Source organism: Moritella sp. PE36, assembly GCF_000170855.1.
Lineage (GTDB): Bacteria > Pseudomonadota > Gammaproteobacteria > Enterobacterales > Moritellaceae > Moritella.
Genome location: NZ_ABCQ01000002.1, coordinates 38,509 through 59,214 on the forward strand (window position 1 = coordinate 38,509; position 20,706 = coordinate 59,214).

Annotated in this window: 15 protein-coding genes and 1 pseudogene; 8 read left to right on the forward strand and 8 right to left on the reverse strand. The window is 40.8% G+C overall.

Translation table 11 applies throughout. The features are described from left to right. Positions 1-67 precede the first annotated feature (67 nt). Positions 68-2,305, reverse strand: a complete 2,238-nt coding sequence (locus PE36_RS01860) for a TonB-dependent hemoglobin/transferrin/lactoferrin family receptor (protein WP_006030238.1) — start codon at positions 2,303-2,305, stop codon at positions 68-70. A 337-nt stretch (positions 2,306-2,642) separates the two neighbouring features. Between PE36_RS01860 and PE36_RS01865 the strand changes: the two genes are divergently transcribed. Then, positions 2,643-4,787, forward strand: coding sequence for an MFS transporter (locus tag PE36_RS01865; protein ID WP_083797961.1), 2,145 nt, complete (start codon positions 2,643-2,645; stop codon positions 4,785-4,787). A gap of 125 nt (positions 4,788-4,912) precedes the next feature. Here the strand turns inward: PE36_RS01865 and nhaD are convergent. Beyond that, positions 4,913-6,351 (reverse strand): annotated as a pseudogene (gene nhaD / locus PE36_RS01870) (sodium:proton antiporter NhaD). Positions 6,352-6,654: 303 nt separating this feature from the next. Between nhaD and PE36_RS01875 the strand changes: the two are divergent. Continuing rightward, positions 6,655-7,917 (forward strand): mechanosensitive ion channel family protein, encoded by a 1,263-nt coding sequence (locus PE36_RS01875; RefSeq protein WP_006030242.1) that lies wholly within the window; start codon positions 6,655-6,657, stop codon positions 7,915-7,917. 227 nt (positions 7,918-8,144) lie between these two features. Further along, positions 8,145-10,676: a cache domain-containing protein gene (locus PE36_RS01880; RefSeq protein WP_006030243.1), complete on the forward strand. Its 2,532-nt coding sequence runs from the start codon at positions 8,145-8,147 to the stop codon at positions 10,674-10,676. A gap of 122 nt (positions 10,677-10,798) precedes the next feature. Here PE36_RS01880 and PE36_RS01885 read toward each other — a convergent pair whose 3' ends face one another. The 6 genes from PE36_RS01885 to PE36_RS01910 all read right to left on the reverse strand — a co-directional run bounded on the left by PE36_RS01885 (position 10,799) and on the right by PE36_RS01910 (position 15,623). After that, positions 10,799-11,347 (reverse strand): hypothetical protein, encoded by a 549-nt coding sequence (locus PE36_RS01885; protein WP_006030244.1) that lies wholly within the window; start codon positions 11,345-11,347, stop codon positions 10,799-10,801. 213 nt (positions 11,348-11,560) lie between these two features. After that, positions 11,561-12,568, reverse strand: a complete 1,008-nt coding sequence (gene rluB / locus PE36_RS01890) for a 23S rRNA pseudouridine(2605) synthase RluB (RefSeq protein ID WP_006030245.1) — start codon at positions 12,566-12,568, stop codon at positions 11,561-11,563. A 91-nt stretch (positions 12,569-12,659) separates the two neighbouring features. Continuing rightward, positions 12,660-13,226: an SMC-Scp complex subunit ScpB gene (gene scpB, locus PE36_RS01895; RefSeq protein ID WP_369751258.1), complete on the reverse strand. Its 567-nt coding sequence runs from the start codon at positions 13,224-13,226 to the stop codon at positions 12,660-12,662. A 14-nt stretch (positions 13,227-13,240) separates the two neighbouring features. Beyond that, positions 13,241-14,026, reverse strand: a complete 786-nt coding sequence (locus PE36_RS01900; RefSeq protein WP_006030247.1) for a ScpA family protein — start codon at positions 14,024-14,026, stop codon at positions 13,241-13,243. Between the two features lie 3 nt (positions 14,027-14,029). Then, a complete protein-coding gene (locus tag PE36_RS01905) occupies positions 14,030-14,650 on the reverse strand; it encodes an L-threonylcarbamoyladenylate synthase (protein WP_006030248.1) in 621 nt (206 codons plus the stop codon). Positions 14,651-14,750: 100 nt separating this feature from the next. Further along, positions 14,751-15,623, reverse strand: a complete 873-nt coding sequence (locus tag PE36_RS01910) for a PHP domain-containing protein (protein WP_043993644.1) — start codon at positions 15,621-15,623, stop codon at positions 14,751-14,753. A 148-nt stretch (positions 15,624-15,771) separates the two neighbouring features. Between PE36_RS01910 and PE36_RS01915 the strand changes: the two genes are divergently transcribed. From PE36_RS01915 to trpCF, 5 genes are read left to right on the forward strand one after another with little or no spacing between them, the layout of a single operon-like run. Beyond that, a complete protein-coding gene (locus PE36_RS01915; protein WP_006030250.1) occupies positions 15,772-15,993 on the forward strand; it encodes a hypothetical protein in 222 nt (73 codons plus the stop codon). Further along, positions 15,968-17,599 (forward strand): anthranilate synthase component 1, encoded by a 1,632-nt coding sequence (locus PE36_RS01920; protein WP_006030251.1) that lies wholly within the window; start codon positions 15,968-15,970, stop codon positions 17,597-17,599. Before PE36_RS01915 ends, PE36_RS01920 begins: the two co-directional genes overlap by 26 nt. Positions 17,600-17,609: 10 nt before the next feature. Continuing rightward, positions 17,610-18,215 (forward strand): aminodeoxychorismate/anthranilate synthase component II, encoded by a 606-nt coding sequence (locus PE36_RS01925; protein WP_006030252.1) that lies wholly within the window; start codon positions 17,610-17,612, stop codon positions 18,213-18,215. A gap of 3 nt (positions 18,216-18,218) precedes the next feature. Then, entirely contained in the window at positions 18,219-19,274 is a 1,056-nt protein-coding gene (gene trpD / locus PE36_RS01930) for an anthranilate phosphoribosyltransferase (protein ID WP_006030254.1), read from the forward strand. A gap of 43 nt (positions 19,275-19,317) precedes the next feature. Continuing rightward, entirely contained in the window at positions 19,318-20,706 is a 1,389-nt protein-coding gene (gene trpCF / locus PE36_RS01935) for a bifunctional indole-3-glycerol-phosphate synthase TrpC/phosphoribosylanthranilate isomerase TrpF (protein WP_006030255.1), read from the forward strand.

Sequence of the window (20,706 nt, forward strand, 5' to 3'; positions counted from 1 at the left end):
ATAGTTGAAGTTTCATTTTTTAATCAATGAACTTAAGTCTTGATATTTTCATCTGACCAACAGATTTTTAAAAGTTTATTGCCAAACCTACTTTATAATTAATTCCAGGTGCAGTGAACCTATTCAATCCAACCCCATCACTATCAACCATATTAGTCGAACCAAATTCAGGAATACTTCTAACTGAATCCCAAGTTTTATATTTCTTATCTAACAGATTAAATACTCCCGCATTTATCTTAATATTTTTAGTCATCGTGTAATTAATGACTAAATCCATCAATAAAACGCTATCACTAGTATACTTAGACTGCTTTCCATTACGAACCGTTTCTTTAGGGTCTTTTTTGTCGATGAAATTACTATAAAATCCAATTCTATAATCATATGTTGTATAAATAATATTGTTCATTATCTCTAATGGATTAACTCCCATTAAATAATCTCCATCACTTCCTTTACCTTTGCTGTAACTGATCCCAGTCTGATATTTAAGATCATCGTAAATATCTAAAAATGTAGATAAGTTCATGTCAAACCTCATATCCAATCCATAAATGTAAGCTTCATCTACATTTTGATATTGCATATAATTCTGATCGTTAAACTCTGGCTGACCAGGATAAGCAGACCATGGATTTGGCACTTTTATTGTTTCCGATTTTAAGTCAATGAAATTATGATATTTAGTGTAATAAGGATTTAAATAAAACTGCCAATCATCTTCAACATATTCAAAGTGAATTTCATTTGTTATTCCAGTTTCTTGCTTTAGATTTTCATTTGGTTCAATTCTATTTGCGGCGACTTTATCGCCGAATGAAAAATATAATTCATTTGCGTTTGGTGCTCTAAAGCCACTGTTTATTTTATATTTAACATTAATTTTATCTGTTAGCTGATTATCATAAATAGCAGATAAAGTGATTCCTGAAAATTTAGTATCCTCTGGTGCATCTAATGATGTCCCATAGAGGTGATTTGATATTGATTTTCCACTCAAGGTCACATCATTTTGAAAGAAATCATACCTCGCTCCAAATGATATTAACTCTGATTCAGAAACGATCATCTCATGAGTTCCTGCTATATAAAAAGAATCTGTTTCTACAGGTTCAATAATACTGTTTTCAGAGACGTAAGATTTCCCTCCAATAATACTAATATCAACATTATCATTTTGAAGTTTTTTCCGTTTATAGCCAATCATAAAATAATTTATCATTGGAATAGATAATACCTCATAATTTTTACTTGTTGCTTTTTGTTCAATACCAAATGAATCCTGCTTTATGCTTCTTTCATAATGCTGGCTTAACTTTTCATCTTTAAAATAGTAAACATAACTATTATCTGTTTGATCAATTTTTTGATTATATATTTTAGTAGATAATCGGTCTAAATAAATATGATTACTTAAATACTCCCACTCTAAAGAGTAGCGGCTTCTATCTCCAGAGCTATCGATAATACGATGACTTGAACCGAATAACTCCCAAGATTTTTCATCAATATCTTTTTGGGTACTGAACTGCTCATAAGTAAGAATGACATTATTATTCTCATTTGGGGTTAACGTTGATTTAACAAGTAAATTAAATGATTTCTTATCGATAGGATCAGCACGTGATCTAGACTTACCATAAATATCAATACCCTCATCTCTGGTCTCTAATTCATGTCCATTTACGTCCGTATATAATACTAATAAGTCACCATATTTTTTTTTGAATGCGAGCCCGGTCGTATTCTTCAGCTCATTATTTTTACTTCCATACATCGTTTTATTGTAAAAACCATAATCATTACCTGGTAATATTATATCTTCTGCACTTTTAGTTTCAAAAGACACTGCACCACCCAAACTGCCAGAACCAGTAAATAATGAATCACTTCCTTTTTTTATTGCTACCGACTTTATGGCATCTAATTCAATATCATTAATAGACCCATTAAAATAACCATAGCCTTTATAAATGTCATTCTCAAAACTTTCACCCTGATGAATACCATCAACTAGAATTGAAACCCGATCTTCATCAACTCCTCGTATATTAAAACCACTGGTTCCAGCTCTTCCTTTTTGTACAACTGATACGCCTAATTCACCTTTAACCAAATCATTAATATCTCCCACCATTTCATCATCTATTTTTTGATTGCTGATTTCGATGTTTGCTTCATTTAATGAAGACTCTCTTTTTGCTGTAATGACAACCTCTTGAACTGTTGTTATATCAGTGGCATAAACATTACAAGTTAATAATGAAAGAGGAATTAATGTTACTTTTATTATTTTATTCATTTAAAAAAGACCTAGATACGAATGCAAACAATTATCATTCAATGTCCATTTCGTGTCAATATTTATGACTATACATTAGCGATAAAAGCAGCCAATTAAGCCTCAAGGTGAATCTTACAGGCTTTAAACACCAAATTAATTCAGATAGGTGGTTTAACAAACAGATAAATATATTTAAATTGATAAATGAAATAAGTAACTAGACTAATTTAAAGGGAATAAGAACTAACAGTAGAAATAACATAATCCGATATCAACATTTGTTTAAAATATGTTATAAGGTTTATAGGAATCATTAATAAACAATTTTAGATTAAACAGATAAGAGAATACGCCTGTGGTCACAACCCTTAAACCTTTCATATTACTGCTCATCAGTGGCTTTTTGCTCATGCTGGGTTATGGTTTGAGTAACATTTTATTGCCTGTACGCATGCAAAATGACGGTATCAGCGTCGATAACATAGGTATCATCTTATCTATGCTGTCTGTGGGCTTCTTACTGGGTGCTATCTATAGTCGCACGCTATTACAACGGGTTGGTCACATTCGCATATTTGCCATGTGCGGTAGCTTAACATCGGTTGCTATCTTGCTTTCAGGTCTGTATCCAGAACCATTAATGTTAGCCGCAATGCGCATGCTCACTGGGTTTTGTATGGCCTGTGCCAATGCCACACTCGATAGCTGGTTAAGTCATAGCGCCACAGAAGAAAGCCGTGGGCGAATATTATCGATTAACCAGATGGTGATCATGTCTGCGCTATTCTCTGGGCAATTCTTGTTAAACGTGGCCCCCGTTACCGATGTCACCTTGTTTGTTATCTCCGGTATTCTATTTAGTCTTTCTATTACCCCCATGGTGATCAGCAAGCATCAAGGGCCACAGATTGAAGACAGTCAGTCCATGTCCTTAATGACTATCATAAAACTGTCACCACTCGGGGTGATCTGCTGTTTTTATGGTGGTTTTCTGTATGCAGGTTTAGTCAACATGTTGCCTATTTTTGCCAGTGATAATGGCATTCAAGGTTTTAACTTATCCGTATTCATGGGGGCATCAATCTTTGGTGCTATTATCTTTCAATACCCAATAGCCTATTTATCCGACCGCTTTGACCGTCGTAAAACCATGATCGGTATGGTATTAACTATTGCGGCATTGTCTTTATTCGTGCCGCAACTGATTAGTTCATCACAATTTAATCTCACCTTGTTGACGATTGCGGTCGTGATGGGGCTAACCGCTTGCCTCTACCCAATGAGCATGTCCGAAACCTTTGATAAAGTATTAAAAGAACAGATCCTCGCGGCAATGGGCTCCTTGCTACTCATTTACGCACTGGGTAGTATTCTGGGACCGAATCTCGCGTCAATCGCCATGAATATGTTTGGCAGTGCCGCATTATTTTCATTTATTAGCATAACGGCCATTACGTTACTGGCTTTGATCATTGGTAATATGTTCAAGCAGACAGCATTACCGCGCGATGAACAAGAAAACTTTATCATGCAAACCCCATCGGGCGTGGCATCAGAACTGGATCCTCGTACTCAGTATGCTCAGCCTTCTTTTGAACAAACAACAGAAGTTGAAGTGGCTATTAGTTTGGCCGCTAACAATCCCGCAGCCGCCGTAAACATGGCTAAAACTTTAGCCATGCGCGACCCTAATGATGCCTCAAACTTAGCCGCGGCACTAAGTACCATTGACGAAATTGATATTAGCCGTCTATACCGTGCGATCACAGCAGCCGCACCAGAGATGAGTATTCATATTGCCGAAGCGTTAACCAATGCCTCGCCAGAACAGGCTGAGGAATTAGTCGACTGGATCACCACCGAGCGCCCTGATCAATTTACTGATATTATTGTTGCCATCGCTAACTCTATGCCAGACAACGGTATTGATATGATGGAAATTGCGGCTGAAAACATGGTTGACGATCATCAAGACGAATTGCTCGAAATGACCGACCAGTACATGATAAATCTTTCTGATTCATTAGATGATATGCGTCCTGTCGATCGTACCGCAGCGGCTTCTGAACAAACGGCAACCGAGCTATATAACCGTTTAACCGATATCTCCCCTACCCAGTCAGCCGACTTCGCTTTGGCGGTATCAGAAGCCTTACCAGAGTCATCAAATGTGGTCGCGGAAGCCTACGTCAGCAACCTCATTGAAAGTGAAGAAGCAACACCGGGAGATGCGACTGCGAACATTGAAAGTGCGGTTAATGATTATGTGAGTCAACTAGCAGAAAGTATCCCTGAATATGCCGTCGATATTGCCAGTACTATGATTGACTCAGTTCCCGATATCGCCTCTGACATGGTCGAAATCTTACAATGTTCTGATGTATTCGATGACAGTGACTTGAGTATGTCGATCAAGGATAAACCAGAGCATGATGCGCTAGAAGAACAATTGCAATATGCCGTACAGACGCAAGCAGATGAGATTGATAAGAATAGTTAATATATGCAATAGGAAGGTAAATAGAAAATCTGAATATCAAAGACAAATAAAAAACAGAACTAACCTACAAGTATAGGGTTAGTTCTGTTTATCAATCACAGGTTAATTTGTTTATTCATTACAAATTAAAACAACGCGTCATTCAGCCATAGATGACAAAGAATAGAAGCGATGTAACCCAGTGCAATCACTGGAGCCCAACGTAAGTGGCCTGCAAACGTATACAGTCCACGCGCTTGACCCATCAGCGCCACACCAGCAGCAGAACCGATAGACAGTAAACTACCGCCCACGCCAGCTGTTAACGTCACTAATAACCATTGCCCAAGTGACATATCAGGTTGCATGCTTAATACCGCAAACATCACCGGTATATTATCTACAACCGCAGACAAGAGACCGACTACAACGTTAGCAACTGTGTATCCCACGTACCGTACATAATGCCAGAAGCCAGACTGAGATAACCCATAAAGCCTAAACCACCCACACACATGATCACGCCGTAGAAGAATAATAAGGTATCCCATTCCGCTTTAGCAACCTTGCTAAACACATCAAATGGCACCACACCACCAAGCTGTTCTAAGGCTTTTTCGTCGTTAGCAAGTTCTGCTTTCGCACGTTTACGCTCTAACGAGATTGGCAGCGTTTTACGCAAGAAGTATCCGAAGAATTGCAGATAACCCAGACCTGTCATCATGCCTAATACAGGCGGCATGTGTAACACGCTGTGCGCAGCAACCGCAGAGGCAACTGTTAGTAGGAATAGCAACACAATACGTTTGGCACCACGTTTAGTATGTACGACTTCTTGTACACCAGATAACTTGGCATTTTTAGGAATGAAGAACGTCATGATCGTCGCAGGTACAATGAAGTTAACCACAGATGGTAAGAATAACGCAGCGAACTCATTAAATTCAACCATACCCTTTTGCCATACCATTAGGGTTGTAATATCACCAAATGGACTGAACGCACCACCCGCATTCGCGGCAACAACGATATTAATACAAGCAAGGTTAATAAACTTCTTGTCTTCCCCCGCCACTTTCATTACCACCGCACACATAAGCAGTGCCGTGGTTAAGTTATCGGCAATCGGCGAAATAAAGAATGCGAGAATACCGGTTAGCCAAAATAAGCCCCTAAGATCGAGACCTTTACCTAACATCCAACTACGTAATGCATCAAATAACTGACGCTCTTCCATCGCATTGATGTAAGTCATCGCAACCAGTAAGAACAGCAATAGTTCGGCATACTCTAACAGGTTATGCCTAAATGCGGCTTCGGCTATATCTGACATGCCCAAGCTAGCATAGTGCCAACCAATGAGGGCCCAAATAATACCCGCTGCTACCAGCACAGGTTTTGATTTCCGTAAATGTAAGTGCTCTTCCGCCATTACCAGCAAGTATGCGCAGGTAAAGATAATTACAGCAAAATAGCCTATTCTGGACGTAGTGAGATCAACGATTTCCCCACCGCCACCTGATGCAAACGCAAACGTTGCAGGTGCCAATCCAAACAAGATAACTAAAATAAGCTTCATTGCCATGTTATGTGCCTTCCCTCTCCAAATGATAAAAACCTGTATAATGTATGTTAATAACTTGTTTTATGCTATTAGCAAAATCGATTTTAGTGAAATAATTACAATTTTTATGTTTCTTATCAATTAGCCATTAACTCAGCATTTACGACTAAAACCTTGTCAGTAAATGAATATATCAGATTGAAATTAAATAAAATGCGAGATAAGCACTTGATAAAAAACAGTCTATTGCCTACCATCGAGTAACTATTAACACTAAATATTAACGTCACTTACCGCCGCTCGGCATCAGCAAGGATACCCACATTGGATCAAGAATTAAGGTTAATCATTTCCCAGTGGCTCGCCGATAGCGATACATTAAACAATGCAGATTCAAACACTTATAACTTAATACTGGTTTTTCTATGTTTAAGTTTGGCTGCTGCCTCATACTTATTGGTAAAACGTGTTGTCATTAAAGCCATGAAGGTGATGTCGGAGCGCTCTAAAGTAACTTGGGATGATACCTTCGTGGCCCATGGCGTATTAGAGAAGTTTTCCTTGTTAGTGCCGCTATTGGTCATTGATATTCTATTACCACTGTTTACGGTATTCTCCCCCTTTATTACCGAAGTCTTAGGTCGTCTGCTTAGCGCGATGTTAGTGATCTTATTTATCCGCGGTGTTTATGCGGTTCTTAATGCCATTGCTGAAATAACAGACAAGCATGAGGCAACACAGCGATTACCGATCACCAGCTTTCTGCAATTAATTAAGCTTTTTTTATTTTTTGTGACCGCCGTTATTACCATCTCAATTTTGTCCAACCAATCGCCCCTCTACTTCTTAAGTGGCCTTGGTGTCGCGACTGGTTTCATCATGCTGATATTCAAAGATACCATTTTGGGTTTTGTCGCTGGTATTCAATTAGCCACCAACCAGATGGTGACCAGAGGTGATTGGATCCAAATGGATAAATACGGCGCTGATGGTACCGTTGAGGAAGTCTCACTAACGACAGTGAAAGTGCGTAACTTTGATAAAACCATTACCATGTTGCCTGCCTATGCTTTAGTGTCTGACGCCTTCAAAAACTGGCGTGGCATGAGTGAATCGGGCGGCCGTCGTATCAAACGTAGCCTCTTTATTGATATTCAAAGCATCGGTTTTTTAACCAAAGATGAGTTACAACGTCTTAGTAAAATTCATTTATTAAAAAACTACCTTGCAGACAAAAGCTTTGATATCAATACCTTCAATCTAGATTTTAATGAAGATGAACAAGCAGTAAACAGCCGAGGTTTGACCAATATAGGCACATTCCGTGCTTATTTATTAGCGTATTTACAGCTGCATCCAAAAGTACGTAAAGACATGACGCTATTGGTCAGACAATTAGCACCAACAACACAAGGCATGCCAATCGAGATCTATATCTTTACCGATGAAATTCGCTGGGCGTTTTATGAAGACATACAAGCCGATATCTTTGACCATATCTTCTCGGTATTACCGGCATTTGGTTTGCAGGCTTTTCAGCAACCAAGTGGCAATGATGTGCAAGCGCTACGTCCTAAGCAATCTTAATAGCGAATACCTAAATAACTGAATAACTGATACATCTGAGTTGCTCCTACGTCCAAACATTTTAACGTTAGATTAAGCCCAACCAAAAATGGTTTTAAATAAATCAGCCTGTTCTAGCCAAAAAAGAGTAGTTTTCTGGTTTTATTAAGCCAGAACACCTTTCTTTTTATATCCGTTTTTATTATATTGCTAAGTTCTCCTAATCAACCGTAAGCTATTCAATACAAATGACTCAAGATCTTAAAATACTGCGGTTGATAAAAATAATTCCCCCTATCATTGTCATTATCTTCGCTATCTTGGTTAACGTGATTATTATTAGCAATAATCAAGCAACACTGAAAGCTGATATAAAAACACTTCGCCAAGATTTTATAAAAACAGAAAAAGAGTTAGTAAAGTCTCAGGTTAAGCAGCTTGTTCAGCAAATCAATTACGAAAAAAACAGTACTAGAGCCTTATTAAAAAAAGACATTAAATCTCGTGTGTATCAGGCTCATCGCATTGCCATGACTATTTATGAAGCAAATAAACATAAACCCGAAGTCCAAGTCACCAAATTAATTACCGACGCTTTGAGAAGTATTCGTTTTAATCAAGGACGTGGTTATTATTTCATATATAAAACCAATGGTCTTAATGTCATGCACTCGACACTGCCTGTAATCGAGGGAACTTCAAAGTGGGATTATCAGGATATAAAGGGGAACTACGTTGTCCGTGAGATGGGACAGTTAGCGAAAAGTAAGGGCGAAGGTTTCTCCCGATGGTGGTTTGAAAAACCACAGAACAAAAATAAAGATTTTGAAAAAATTGGTTTTAGTAAACATTTTTCACCTTATGATTGGTTCATCGGTACAGGTGAATATGTAATAGATGTAGAAAATGACATTAAACAACGTCTATTACAGCGAATATCCAATATAAGTTATGGCACCAATCGTTATATTTTTGTTATCGATTATCAAGGTAACTATTTATCGCATCACACAAAAGACCTCAAAAAAAATAACAATCACAATCAATCACTTACAACAACAACAACAACAACAACAACAACAACAACAAAGAGAATTATAGATGTGGCTAAGCAGGGTGAAGACTACCTGTATTATATCAGCTCTGTAATGCCAAGCACCGCTAAACCAGCCGATAAAATTAGCTATATTGTCGGATTATCAGACTGGGAATGGGCAATTGGCTCAGGGGTCTATATTGGCGACATTGAAAATTACCTTGCCACACGAGAAAAAGCGATTAGCCAACAACATAAGGATCAGTTATCCGACATTTTATGGCTAAGTTTATTCGTCACCTTGTTTTTTGTTACCTTGTCGCTTTTCTTAGCTAATTATTTAGGCCGTCGCTTTGCCTTGTACGAAAACCAAATTAGCACCGATTTTTCGGAGCTAATTAAAGTTAAAGAGCAATTGCAATATCAAGCATTACACGATTCGTTGACGAAACTACCAAACCGAATATTACTCGATATTCAAATAGAACAAGGTATTGCTCTTTCAAAGAAAAATAATACAAAATTAGCACTGATGTTTGTCGATCTCGATGATTTTAAGAAAATAAATGATCTATATGGGCATTCTGTTGGTGATGAGTTACTCGCGACACTTGGCACTATATTTAATCAGATGTTATCTGCCGGAGATAGTGTTGCGCGTTTTGGTGGCGACGAATTTATTTTTTGCTTCCCAGAACTAGACAATTTGGCCGATGCAGAGAGAAAAGCAAAACGCATATCAGAGATATTCAAACAACACTTTGTTATTAATGGTAAATCAATTTACTCAAGTTGCAGTATCGGTGTTGCTATGTATCCAGATGATGGTGATGCCAGCGAGCAACTAATTAGTAAGGCTGATATCGTCCTGTATAAATCAAAATCACAACAAAAGGGCAACTTTTTATTTTTTAATGACACTATCAATACCCAAGTACAACGGGATCTATTACTCGAATCTGAATTACATTTAGCGATAGCGAATAATGAATTAGACGTGCTTTATCAACCACAAATTGATGCTGCAACAGGACAGATTTACGGCGTTGAAGCATTAGTGCGTTGGTACAATCCCAAACTGGGACATGTTTCACCTGTGGAGTTTATTCAAGTGGCGGAAGATGTTGGTATAATCAACGACATCGGTAACTTTGTCATTAAAAAATCTTTACAAGATATTTTACAGTTTAATAATCGTAGCAATACTCAATTGCACCTATCCATTAATATTTCACCTAAGCAATTGATGGAACCCGACTTTGTCAGCAATGTGATAAATCTCACTCATGAAATGGCCGTTGATAACCGCCTAATTACGTTAGAGATAACTGAAAACGTGCTGATTAACGATTTAGCTAAAGTACAGCCCGTTTTGCAATCTATCCGCAACAGTGGGATGAAGTTGTCACTTGATGACTTTGGTACTGGCTACTCATCATTAAGCTACTTGAGCAACCTGCCAATCGATGAAATAAAAATTGATCGTTCATTTATTGATAAATTACTGACCAATGACCAAAGTGAATCGTTAGTAAAAACGATTATCGCCATTGGTCAATTCTGTGATTTAACGGTTATCGCCGAAGGGGTTGAAACAAAAGAGCAGTATGACCATCTTCGTCATTATCGTTGTGACTTGGTTCAAGGCTATTACTTTGACCGACCACTTTCGTTGGCGGCTCTCATCGCTACCTATCAAGTCAGTCATGAGACAGAACCCCAAATTACGCATATTCAAAATTAATATCTCAGCCCCTTAATAACTGAAATATTACAGATGTGTAAAAGGTGAGCACCAGGCTCACCTTTTACATTTATGCTGACGTATTTCTATTTCTATTTCTATTTCTATTTCTATTTCAGTATTTAAATACGATGCGCTTTCTTAAACTCCGCCATTAATGCCTCTGGACGTTGTTTTTTATTGTTACTATTTAGTACGTAAATGACTGTTTTACCGTCAGGACCAGCGCCAATATCACTGAAACGTAATGCAGCTTCGCCAGAGTCACGCGTTAATTTCATATCCGCCCATGAACTAAATACATAGTAACGGTTGTCCATGAACATTTCGCCATAGAAAGGTCCTGTTACATCACGCTTACCTTGATATAGATCGACATGTTTGACGCCATCCAGTTTCTTTTTCTGCTCGCCTGTTAACGCAAATTTAAGCGTTTCGCCGTGCGGACCAGCACCGATAAATGCTTTAAAATAAGCGGTATGACCTAATTGCATGAAATCTTGATACAGGTCGAAATCGCTAAACAAATAAATACGGCCACCTTTGTGTACTTCAAAGAATTGTTCAGTTTGTGCATTTGCAACCTGAGCAGCAGATGTTGTTGAAGCTGTTTCAGACGTAGCACAACCGCCAAGTAAAATAGCCATAGTGAGTACAAGCGTTTTTTTCATTCTGGGATCCTTCCAATATAATAATTTTACATCAATTAAGAGGATGATATTAAGGCTTGTTAGTGACTAAGGTATTGCAGTTTTTTGACAGTAAGATGACAGGACACAGGCATAAAAAAACGCGCTAACCCTGTATCCATTAGATAACAAGATTAGCGCGTTAGCAGTAAAGTTTATTCTGTTATAACCAAAGCATTGTACTTAAACGTGTAATTAGATACGAGTACGTTTTTTCGCTTTAGGGCCGCGCTGCTGTTTAGCTGGGCCTTTCTTACCTCTATGGAGCGGGATACCAGAACCTGTAGGCTTAGTACGACTTTTACCACGCGATTCAGTGGTTTCTTCGATTTCTTTACCCAATCGACCGCTTCTCGTCGGCTTTTGACGTGCGTCATTATTTTTCAATGAACGACGGATACGGCCTTGACGGATACGTGTTTCTTTACGCTCTAAGCTACGCGCTGTTGTTTCTGGTGGTAATGAAACAAGAGTACGTAAATAGTTGATTTCTTCAAGTGCTAACTCTGACCAACCGCCACGTGGTAAACGGCGATCAAGTACTAAAGAACCATAACGGATACGGATAAGACGGCTTACCTGAATACCTTGAGATTCCCATAAACGACGTACTTCACGGTTACGACCTTCACTCAATAATACGTTGTACCATTGGTTAAGACCTTCGCCGCCAGTTCCCTCTGCAACACCTTTAATCTTTTGGAATTTGGCAGGACCATCTTCTAATTCAACACCCATACGCAGGTTTTGAATAATTTTTGGTGTTACTTCACCAAAGATACGACAAGAGTATTCACGCTCTACTTCGTGACTAGGGTGCATTAGACGGTTTGCTAGCTCACCATCTGTGGTAAATAATAATAGACCCGATGTATTGATATCAAGACGACCAATCGCGATCCAACGTCCACTCTTAAGTGGCGGTAGACGATCAAATACAGTCTTACGACCTTCTGGATCTTTACGCGTACATAACTCACCTTCAGGTTTATGGTATGCAAGAATACGACATACAGCGTCTTCTTCCTTGACTACACTTACCGGATTACCGTCGAGACGTATTCTATCCACTTCTTCAACACGGGTACCCAATGTAACCATTTCACCATTAACGCTGACACGGCCTTCTGCGATCACAGCTTCCATCTCACGACGGGAACCTAAACCAGCACGTGCTAGTACTTTCTGTAGCTTTTCACTCATCAGTTTTCCTAAATATTAAGTTACGATCTTATTTCGCAATTATAAAATGTTGTATGTATTAGATATCTAACAATGTCCTTTGTTGAACCCGTTAAATATCTAACAATGTTTCTTCGTCCATGGCGGCTAATTTAGCCAATAACGCTTCGTCCAATGGGGGTAACTCTTGGATACTTTTAATACCAAAGTAATCCAAGAATTGGGTCGTTGTCGCATACAAAGCCGGTCTACCCGGTACTTCTTTGCGGCCAATCACTTTGATCCATTCACGCTCTTCAAGCATATGGATCGTTTGACTGCTCACAGCGACCCCACGAACTGCTTCAATGTCACCCCGACTCACGGGTTGACGATAAGCAATCAGTGCTAATGTTTCTAATGTCGCGCGCGAATATTTCGCCGGTTTATCTTGCAACATACGCTGCAGCCAAGGCGTTAAATGAGAACGCGCTTGAAAGCGATAACCACTGGCTACTTCCACCAGTTCGATACCTTTATCATGATAATCGGCGCTTATTTCGCTAATATAGGCGGTCACTTGCTGACGGCTTAAATCTTCGTCGGCAAGCACATCACGGCATAAAGCCGCTAATGATAACGGTTTCTTGGCAACAAAAATAGCTGCTTCAATAATCTGTTTATAAGGTGTTGTATTCACACTCTGATCCATACTTATTCGGCTAAACTTAAGTATATCTCACCCAAAGGATTATTCTGGATAAGGCTAATTAAAGACTCTTTAAGTAACTCAAGGATCGCCAGAAAACTCACCACAATACCGCGTCGACCTTCTTTAGGATCGAGCACTTGATAGAAGGTTCGCACTTTACCATCTTGCAGTAATGCCAATATATGGGTCATCTTTTCACGCGTGGTTAATACTTCACGTTGGATCTGATGATGCTCGAAGTGTTCTGCTTTCTTCAGCAATTTTTGCAGATTATACGCCAAGTCTCGCAGAGATACTTCAGCTAATAACGGTGTAGTAGTAATATTTTCTGGCAGCTGTGCGTTAGCAACAAAAATATCGCGCTGGATCCTTGGATGCAGGTCCAAATCTTCTGCCGCATTCTTAAATATTTCGTATTCTTGTAACTGTCTGATCAGCACTAAACGTGGATCTTCGAGTTCTTCTTCTGCCACCACTAATTTAGGCAGTAGCAAACGCGACTTGATTTCCGCGAGCAAGGCCGCCATCACCAAATACTCACCGGCAAGTTCAATTTTCAACGTGGTCATTAGATCCACGTATTCCATATATTGCGCGGTAATTTGTTGCATCGGTAACTGCAGAATATCGAGTTTTTGCTTTTTAATTAAATACAGCAATAAATCTAATGGTCCTTCAAATGCGTCTAAGAATACACTCAGCGCATCTGGCGGAATAAACAAATCCTTGGGAACTTTACGTAATAACTCGCCATTAACCTTGGCAATCGCAGCGCTAGACTCTACCACTGGTTAAGCAAACGAGGATGCATCACCGGCACCTTGACGAACAATAACAGCATCACCTTCAGAATAATCCACAACCGTTGTTACTTGCTCACCTAAGTAGCCGCCATTGATAATCAGCTCGACTTGGTTTTCAAGTTGGTCACGGATCGCTTCCGGATCAAATTCAGCGCCTTCATTACCCGGTAAGATTAACGACGTCGACATCATAGGTTCACCTAACGCTTCGAGTATTGCTAATGCAATCGTATTGTCAGGCACACGAATACCGATGGTTTTACGCTTCGGATTCATTAAACGTCGTGGCACTTCTTTCGTGCCTTTAAAAATAAACGTAAATGGACCTGGGGTATTATTTTTAAGCGCGCGGTAAGCCTGGTTCTCAACACGTGCGTATAACGACAATTCTGATAGATCACGGCACAACAAGGTAAAATTATGATCTTTATCTAACTTACGGATCTTACAAATACGCTCTAATGCGTTTTTGTCACCAAGATGACAACCTAGCGCATAGCCAGAATCGGTGGGATAAATGATCACACCACCATCACGTAAAATAGCAACGGCCTGACTGATTAAACGCGCTTGCGGATTATCAGGATGCACGTAAAAAAATTGACTCATAATAATGATTCCTTAACTGTTTATGACCCTTGCTGATACTGCTTAACTATTATTTAGCCATTCTAGCTCATACTTGTTTAGTTTGAGCTCCTCGCGCCACTTAAGCATTTTGCTCGGCAGTGGCGACTGGTTTCGCATCGGCTTCAAGCCAAGACGACCACACTGGGGTACAATCTTTGGGGATATATAAATTGCGGCCTAGCTCAGTCCAGCTACTTGGTCGATGAAAATCAGAACCAACAGAGCCAGCTAAATTATAATCGCGACCATAACTGGCCAACAGGGTGCGCTCGGTAATACCTTGTTGTGGCTGTCCCACTTCGAGGGCATCACCACCCGCTTCTTCGAAGGCCGCTAATAATCTTTTAATCCATTTAGTTGACAGTTTATACTGCAGCGGATGAGCCAGTACAGCTTGCCCACCAGATTGATGTATTATTTCTATTGTTTGCTCAATTGTTGCCCAGTTGGGTGGCACATAACCAGTTTTCCCCTTCGCTAAGAAACGTTTAAATACATTTTGAAAGGTATTCTCAACACCTTGCTCAACCAAGTATTGGGCAAAGTGACTACGCGTGATACTGGCATCCCCAGCAAGCGCTTTAGCGCCTTCATAGGCACCAGTAATACGCGCTTTCGCTAAACGATTACCCATTTCAACCGCGCGTTCTTCACGCTTACTACGCTGTTCAGCTAAAAATGCTTGCAGTTCCGGATTAGCGAGGTCAACATTTAGGCCAACTACATGAATTTCATGGTTTTGCCAGTTAGTTGAAACTTCAACACCATTGATCAAAGTAATAGGCAATGCATGCGCGGCAATCGTGTCATGCGCTTCTTGTAAGCCATTAGTGGTGTCGTGATCGGTAATAGCGAACACATCAACACGATGTTCAACCGCGCGTTGGACTAATTCAGCTGGACTTAGAGAGCCGTCAGAGGCTGTGGTATGAGAATGTAGATCGTAAATCATAAAATAGAGTATATCCAGCGATAAAAAGTCAAAAAAGGCACAATAAGGCCCCATTATAAGTTTTATTTAACAATTTCACACAAAAATTAATAAATGTATTGACAGTAATAGCCCTAACCGCCTAAGTTTAACCTACTTAGATAACTTTATGGCTCAAACGCAATGCAAAATATTACAAACCAAACAATCAGTTGGTGGTGGCACATCCCTCTCTAAACGGGCATGTGATTTTGTGATATCTGCAGTAAATGTAAATCTACAAAAAATAATAAACATTAAAGCCCGTTTCATTGAAACGGGCTTTTTTATTGGAAATTTAGACACTCTAAAGCAAGGAAAGTGCGATGACGCAACTATTAGCGCCAGGTAAATTACATTCGATTCAGCAAGATTGTCCGCACATTGACGATCCCCTTGCGTTTTATCGCCACATGTATCACCCCAGTGGTAACAGCCTATTATTAGAATCGGCTGATATCGTCACCAAGACCGCTCTGCAAAGTTTAATCTTGCTCGATGCCGCCGTTAAGATCGCCTGTTTTGGCCGCACGGTTGAATTCACCGCATTAACCCTGAACGGTGAAAACCTGCTGCCTTTCTTAGCCGATGAGTTTAAAGCTCAACTTGGCAACGATGCGATTACCGCTCTGAGTCATCACAAATTAGCATTAACCTTTGCGCCGACTGACGATAGCTTGGATGAAGATTCACGTTTACAGTCATCATCACCATTCGATGCCCTGCGGACCATTATCAAGCGTGTCATTCCAGAAACACCGTTTCATGAAGCATTATTCCTCGGTGGCTGTTTTGCCTATGACATGATTGCCAGTGTTGAAGAGTTACCCAGTGTGCCGGATGGCGCCAATATCTGTCCTGATTTTGTATTCTATATTGCCGAAACGTTAATTGTGATTGATCGTCAAACCCAACAATCGAAATTAATCGGTAGTGTCTTTGGTGGCGAGCACTTTGCCACTGCACTTAACCAAATCCAAGCAAAATTAGCCCGTATCCAAACGGAGTGCACAACGGTATTAACGGCAACGCCAGAGTCTAAAGCCGCAGCGCTAACAATCAAGGTTGATATCAGCGACAGTGAGTTCTGCGCGACAGTTGAATATTTAAAAGACTACATCCGTAAAGGTGACATTTTCCAAGTGGTACCGTCACGTTGCTTTAGCTTACCTTGCCCAGATTCGTTAGCCGCTTATGCCAAACTAAAACAAACCAACGCCAGTCCGTACATGTTCTATCTGAACGATTCTGACTTTGTGTTATTTGGCGCATCGCCAGAAAGTGCATTGAAATATGATGCGCAAACCAATGACGTTGAGATTTATCCGATTGCCGGTACTCGCCGTCGTGGTTTCCGTGCCGATGGTTCGATTTGCCCCGACTTAGATGGCCGTATCGAATTAGAATTGCGCCAAGACAAGAAAGAAACAGCCGAGCACATCATGCTGGTTGATTTGGCGCGTAATGACGTAGCCCGTATCAGTCAGCCCGGTACACGTTATGTCGCTAACCTATTAAATGTTGATCGTTACAGCTACGTGATGCACTTAGTGTCTCGTGTAAAAGGTAAACTACGTAACGACCTTGATGCCCTGCATGCATACCAAGCGTGCATGAACATGGGGACGTTAGTTGGCGCACCGAAGATCCGTGCCGCTGAACTGGTTCGTCAAGTAGAGCAACAACGCCGTGGTAGTTATGGCGGTGCCGTTGGTTACCTAACGGGTGATGGCACCATGGATACCTGTATTGTTATTCGCTCTGCATTTGTTAAAGATGGCACTGCCTATGTACAAGCTGGTGCAGGTGTAGTTTACGATTCAAACCCACAAGCCGAAGCCGAAGAAACCCGCAGTAAAGCAGCCGCGGTATTAAATGCCGTAGCCCTCGCACAAGGTTCATCATTAGCTGCCATCATGAAAGCAGAAGCTAACTCAACAACTAACAACGCTAAGTAACGGAGGCAACATGAGCAACACTTTATTTTTATTAGACAACTTTGACTCTTTTACTTACAACCTAGTAGATCAATTCCGCAGTCTCGGTCATGAGGTTAAAATTTACCGTAATAGCATCAGTGCACAAGTGATTAAACAGCAAATAGACCAATGTGAGAACGACCCCGTTGTGGTACTTTCACCGGGCCCAGGTAATCCATCTGAAGCCGGTTGCTTGTTGGAACTTATCCGCTTATGTCGCGGTCAATATCCTATGATTGGCATTTGCTTAGGGCATCAAGCACTGGTACAACAGTATGGTGGCACCGTTGGCCGTGCAGAAGAAATCATGCACGGTAAAGCCTCATCGATTAACCATGATGGTCAGTTGATGTTTGCCGGTTTAAGTCAGCCGTTACCTGTTGCCCGTTATCATTCATTAGTGGCAACCAAAGTACCGAGCAGCTTAACCGTTAATGCCGAATTTAACGGTATGCCAATGGCAATTATTCAACCAGAAGATAAAGTAATTGGTTTTCAATTTCATCCAGAATCAATATTAACCAGTGAAGGCGCTGAGCTGTTAAAAAATACCCTAGCATGGGCAACAGCATCAGTAACCAGCCCTAAGGAGTAGGTCATGGCAGCATCAAACATCGTATCGGAAAACACGGCACCAGCAACAATCACCGTTATTCTAGAAAAGTTATACGCAAACCAAGTACTGACGCTTGAAGAATCAGAAACCGTGTTTACGGCGGTGGTACGAGGTGAAATGGACCCTATCGTACTTTCGTCAGTGTTAACGGCATTAAAAATACGTGGTGAACAGCCAGACGAGATTGCAGGTGCCGCGCAAGCATTATTGGCCGCAGCTACACCTTTCCCGGCAATAGACGAACTGCATGCCGACTGCTGTGGTACCGGTGGCGATAACATGAATACCATTAACATCTCCACAACAGCTGCGTTTGTCGCGGCTGCTTGCGGATTGAAAATGACGAAACATGGTAACCGCAGCGTATCCAGTAAATCAGGCTCGTCAGATTTATTGGAAGCGTTTGGCATTAATTTAACCCAAACCCCAGAACAAGCAAAAGCCTGCCTGGACGAATTGGGAATTTGCTTTTTATTCGCACCGCAATACCACGCCGGTATTCGCCATGCGATGCCAGTGCGCCAAGCCCTCAAAACCCGCACCATCTTTAATGTGCTCGGCCCACTGCTAAATCCGACGCGTCCACAAGTACAGTTAATGGGTGTATATGATGAATGTTTAATTCGCCCAATCGCCGAAACCATGGATAAACTCGGTGTGCGCCGTGCGTTAGTCGTGCACGGCAGTGGTTTAGATGAAGTCGCCCTACACGGTGAAACCAAAGTTGCCGAATTAAATAATGGCATGATCACTGAGTACACTTTAAGCCCTGCCGATTTTGGTGTGCAGCGTTATGACGTGGCCGAACTACGTGGTGGTAATGCTGCAGAAAACAAAGTTATTATCGAACGTCTGTTATCAGGTCACGGCAGTGACGCACAAAAAGCCGCCGTTGCCATCAACGTATCGGCATTATTAGTGATAGCCAAGTTAGCCACCGACTTTAAACAGGGCACAGAATTAGCCATGGCGGCAATTGATGATGGCCGTGCATTAGCCCTAATCCACCAGCTAGCAGCAAAAAGTCAGCAAGTTTAGTCTTGGTCTTAACCTTAGTCTTAACAACAGGAAGGAAGCATAAATGTTAACGCAAGAGTTACAGCAAACCATTCTCGGGAATATTGTTGACGATAAAGTGACTTGGGTTGCCGCGCGCAAAATCAGCCAACCATTAGCGAGTTTCATTGCTGATTTAACACCGACAGATCGTGACTTTTATGCCGCGTTATCGGGTAAACCAACCAAGTTTATTCTGGAATGTAAAAAAGCATCCCCATCAAAAGGGCTCATTCGCCCAGAATTTGATTTAGAGTTAATTGCTGGCGTCTATAAAAACTATGCGGCTGCAGTTTCTGTATTAACGGATGAGAAATACTTCCAAGGTGACTTTGACTACATCACTAAAGTACGTAATATCGTTACGCAACCGGTGATCTGCAAAGATTTTATCATTGACGAATACCAAATTTACTTAGCCCGTTTATACCAAGCCGATGCAACGCTATTAATGTTATCTGTATTAGATGATGCAGAATATATCGCCTTAGCAAAAGTCGCTCACAGCTTAAACATGGGCGTGCTTACCGAAGTCAGTAATGAAGCAGAATTAGTGCGTGCGATTGCGCTAGATGCAAAAGTGATCGGCATTAATAACCGTGACCTACGCGACTTATCCATTGACTTAAACCGCACCAAAGAGATTGCCCCGAAGATCCCAAGTGATCGTATCATCATTTCAGAGTCGGGCATCTACAATAACCAACAAGTCCGTGATTTAGCCAACTACGCAAATGGCTTCTTGGTTGGCAGTTCATTAATGTCGCAAGACAACGTTGATTTAGCTTGTCGCCGGTTAATTTTAGGTGACAATAAAGTCTGTGGCCTTACCCGTCCAGAAGATGCAAAAGTAGTGTATGAACAAGGCGCTATTTATGGCGGACTTATCTTTGCACCAAAATCACCACGTTGTGTTAACGTAGCAACAGCGCAACAGGTCATTGCAGCTGCACCACTAGCTTACGTGGGTGTATTTGTGAATGAACAAGCAACAGTCGTGGCCCAGCTGGCTAATCACTTAGGTTTAGCCGCGGTACAATTACACGGCAGCGAAGATGCAAGCTACATTGCGATATTAAAAACCTTACTCAATAACGACATACAAATTTGGAAAGCGCACGGGGTTAGCGAACAAGCACCCGATTTAAGCCAAGCCAAGGTTGATCGTCATTTAGTTGATAGTAAGGTGGCGGGACAATCAGGTGGCACAGGACAGACATTTGATTGGTCGTTATTAACACCTGAAGATTGCAGTCAACTGATGCTGGCAGGCGGTTTAACACCTGACAACGTACAAGACGCAGCGAAACTCGGTTGCTTAGGGCTAGATCTAAACTCAGGATTAGAATCAGCACCCGGTATTAAAGATACAGACAAAATTATCGCGGCATTTAGCGCGCTTAGACATTATTAA

What these genes read in the sequence shown, in the direction of transcription:
- PE36_RS01860 (WP_006030238.1), bottom strand. Translation starts at nt 2,305, where the DNA reads ATGAATAAAATAATAAAAGTAACATTAATTCCTCTTTCATTATTAACT.
- PE36_RS01880 (WP_006030243.1), top strand. Translation starts at nt 8,145, where the DNA reads ATGACTCAAGATCTTAAAATACTGCGGTTGATAAAAATAATTCCCCCT.
- PE36_RS01885 (WP_006030244.1), bottom strand. Translation starts at nt 11,347, where the DNA reads ATGAAAAAAACGCTTGTACTCACTATGGCTATTTTACTTGGCGGTTGT.
- rluB (WP_006030245.1), bottom strand. Translation starts at nt 12,568, where the DNA reads ATGAGTGAAAAGCTACAGAAAGTACTAGCACGTGCTGGTTTAGGTTCC.
- PE36_RS01905 (WP_006030248.1), bottom strand. Translation starts at nt 14,650, where the DNA reads ATGAGTCAATTTTTTTACGTGCATCCTGATAATCCGCAAGCGCGTTTA.
- PE36_RS01910 (WP_043993644.1), bottom strand. Translation starts at nt 15,623, where the DNA reads ATGATTTACGATCTACATTCTCATACCACAGCCTCTGACGGCTCTCTA.
- PE36_RS01915 (WP_006030250.1), top strand. Translation starts at nt 15,772, where the DNA reads ATGGCTCAAACGCAATGCAAAATATTACAAACCAAACAATCAGTTGGT.
- PE36_RS01920 (WP_006030251.1), top strand. Translation starts at nt 15,968, where the DNA reads ATGACGCAACTATTAGCGCCAGGTAAATTACATTCGATTCAGCAAGAT.
- PE36_RS01925 (WP_006030252.1), top strand. Translation starts at nt 17,610, where the DNA reads ATGAGCAACACTTTATTTTTATTAGACAACTTTGACTCTTTTACTTAC.
- trpD (WP_006030254.1), top strand. Translation starts at nt 18,219, where the DNA reads ATGGCAGCATCAAACATCGTATCGGAAAACACGGCACCAGCAACAATC.
- trpCF (WP_006030255.1), top strand. Translation starts at nt 19,318, where the DNA reads ATGTTAACGCAAGAGTTACAGCAAACCATTCTCGGGAATATTGTTGAC.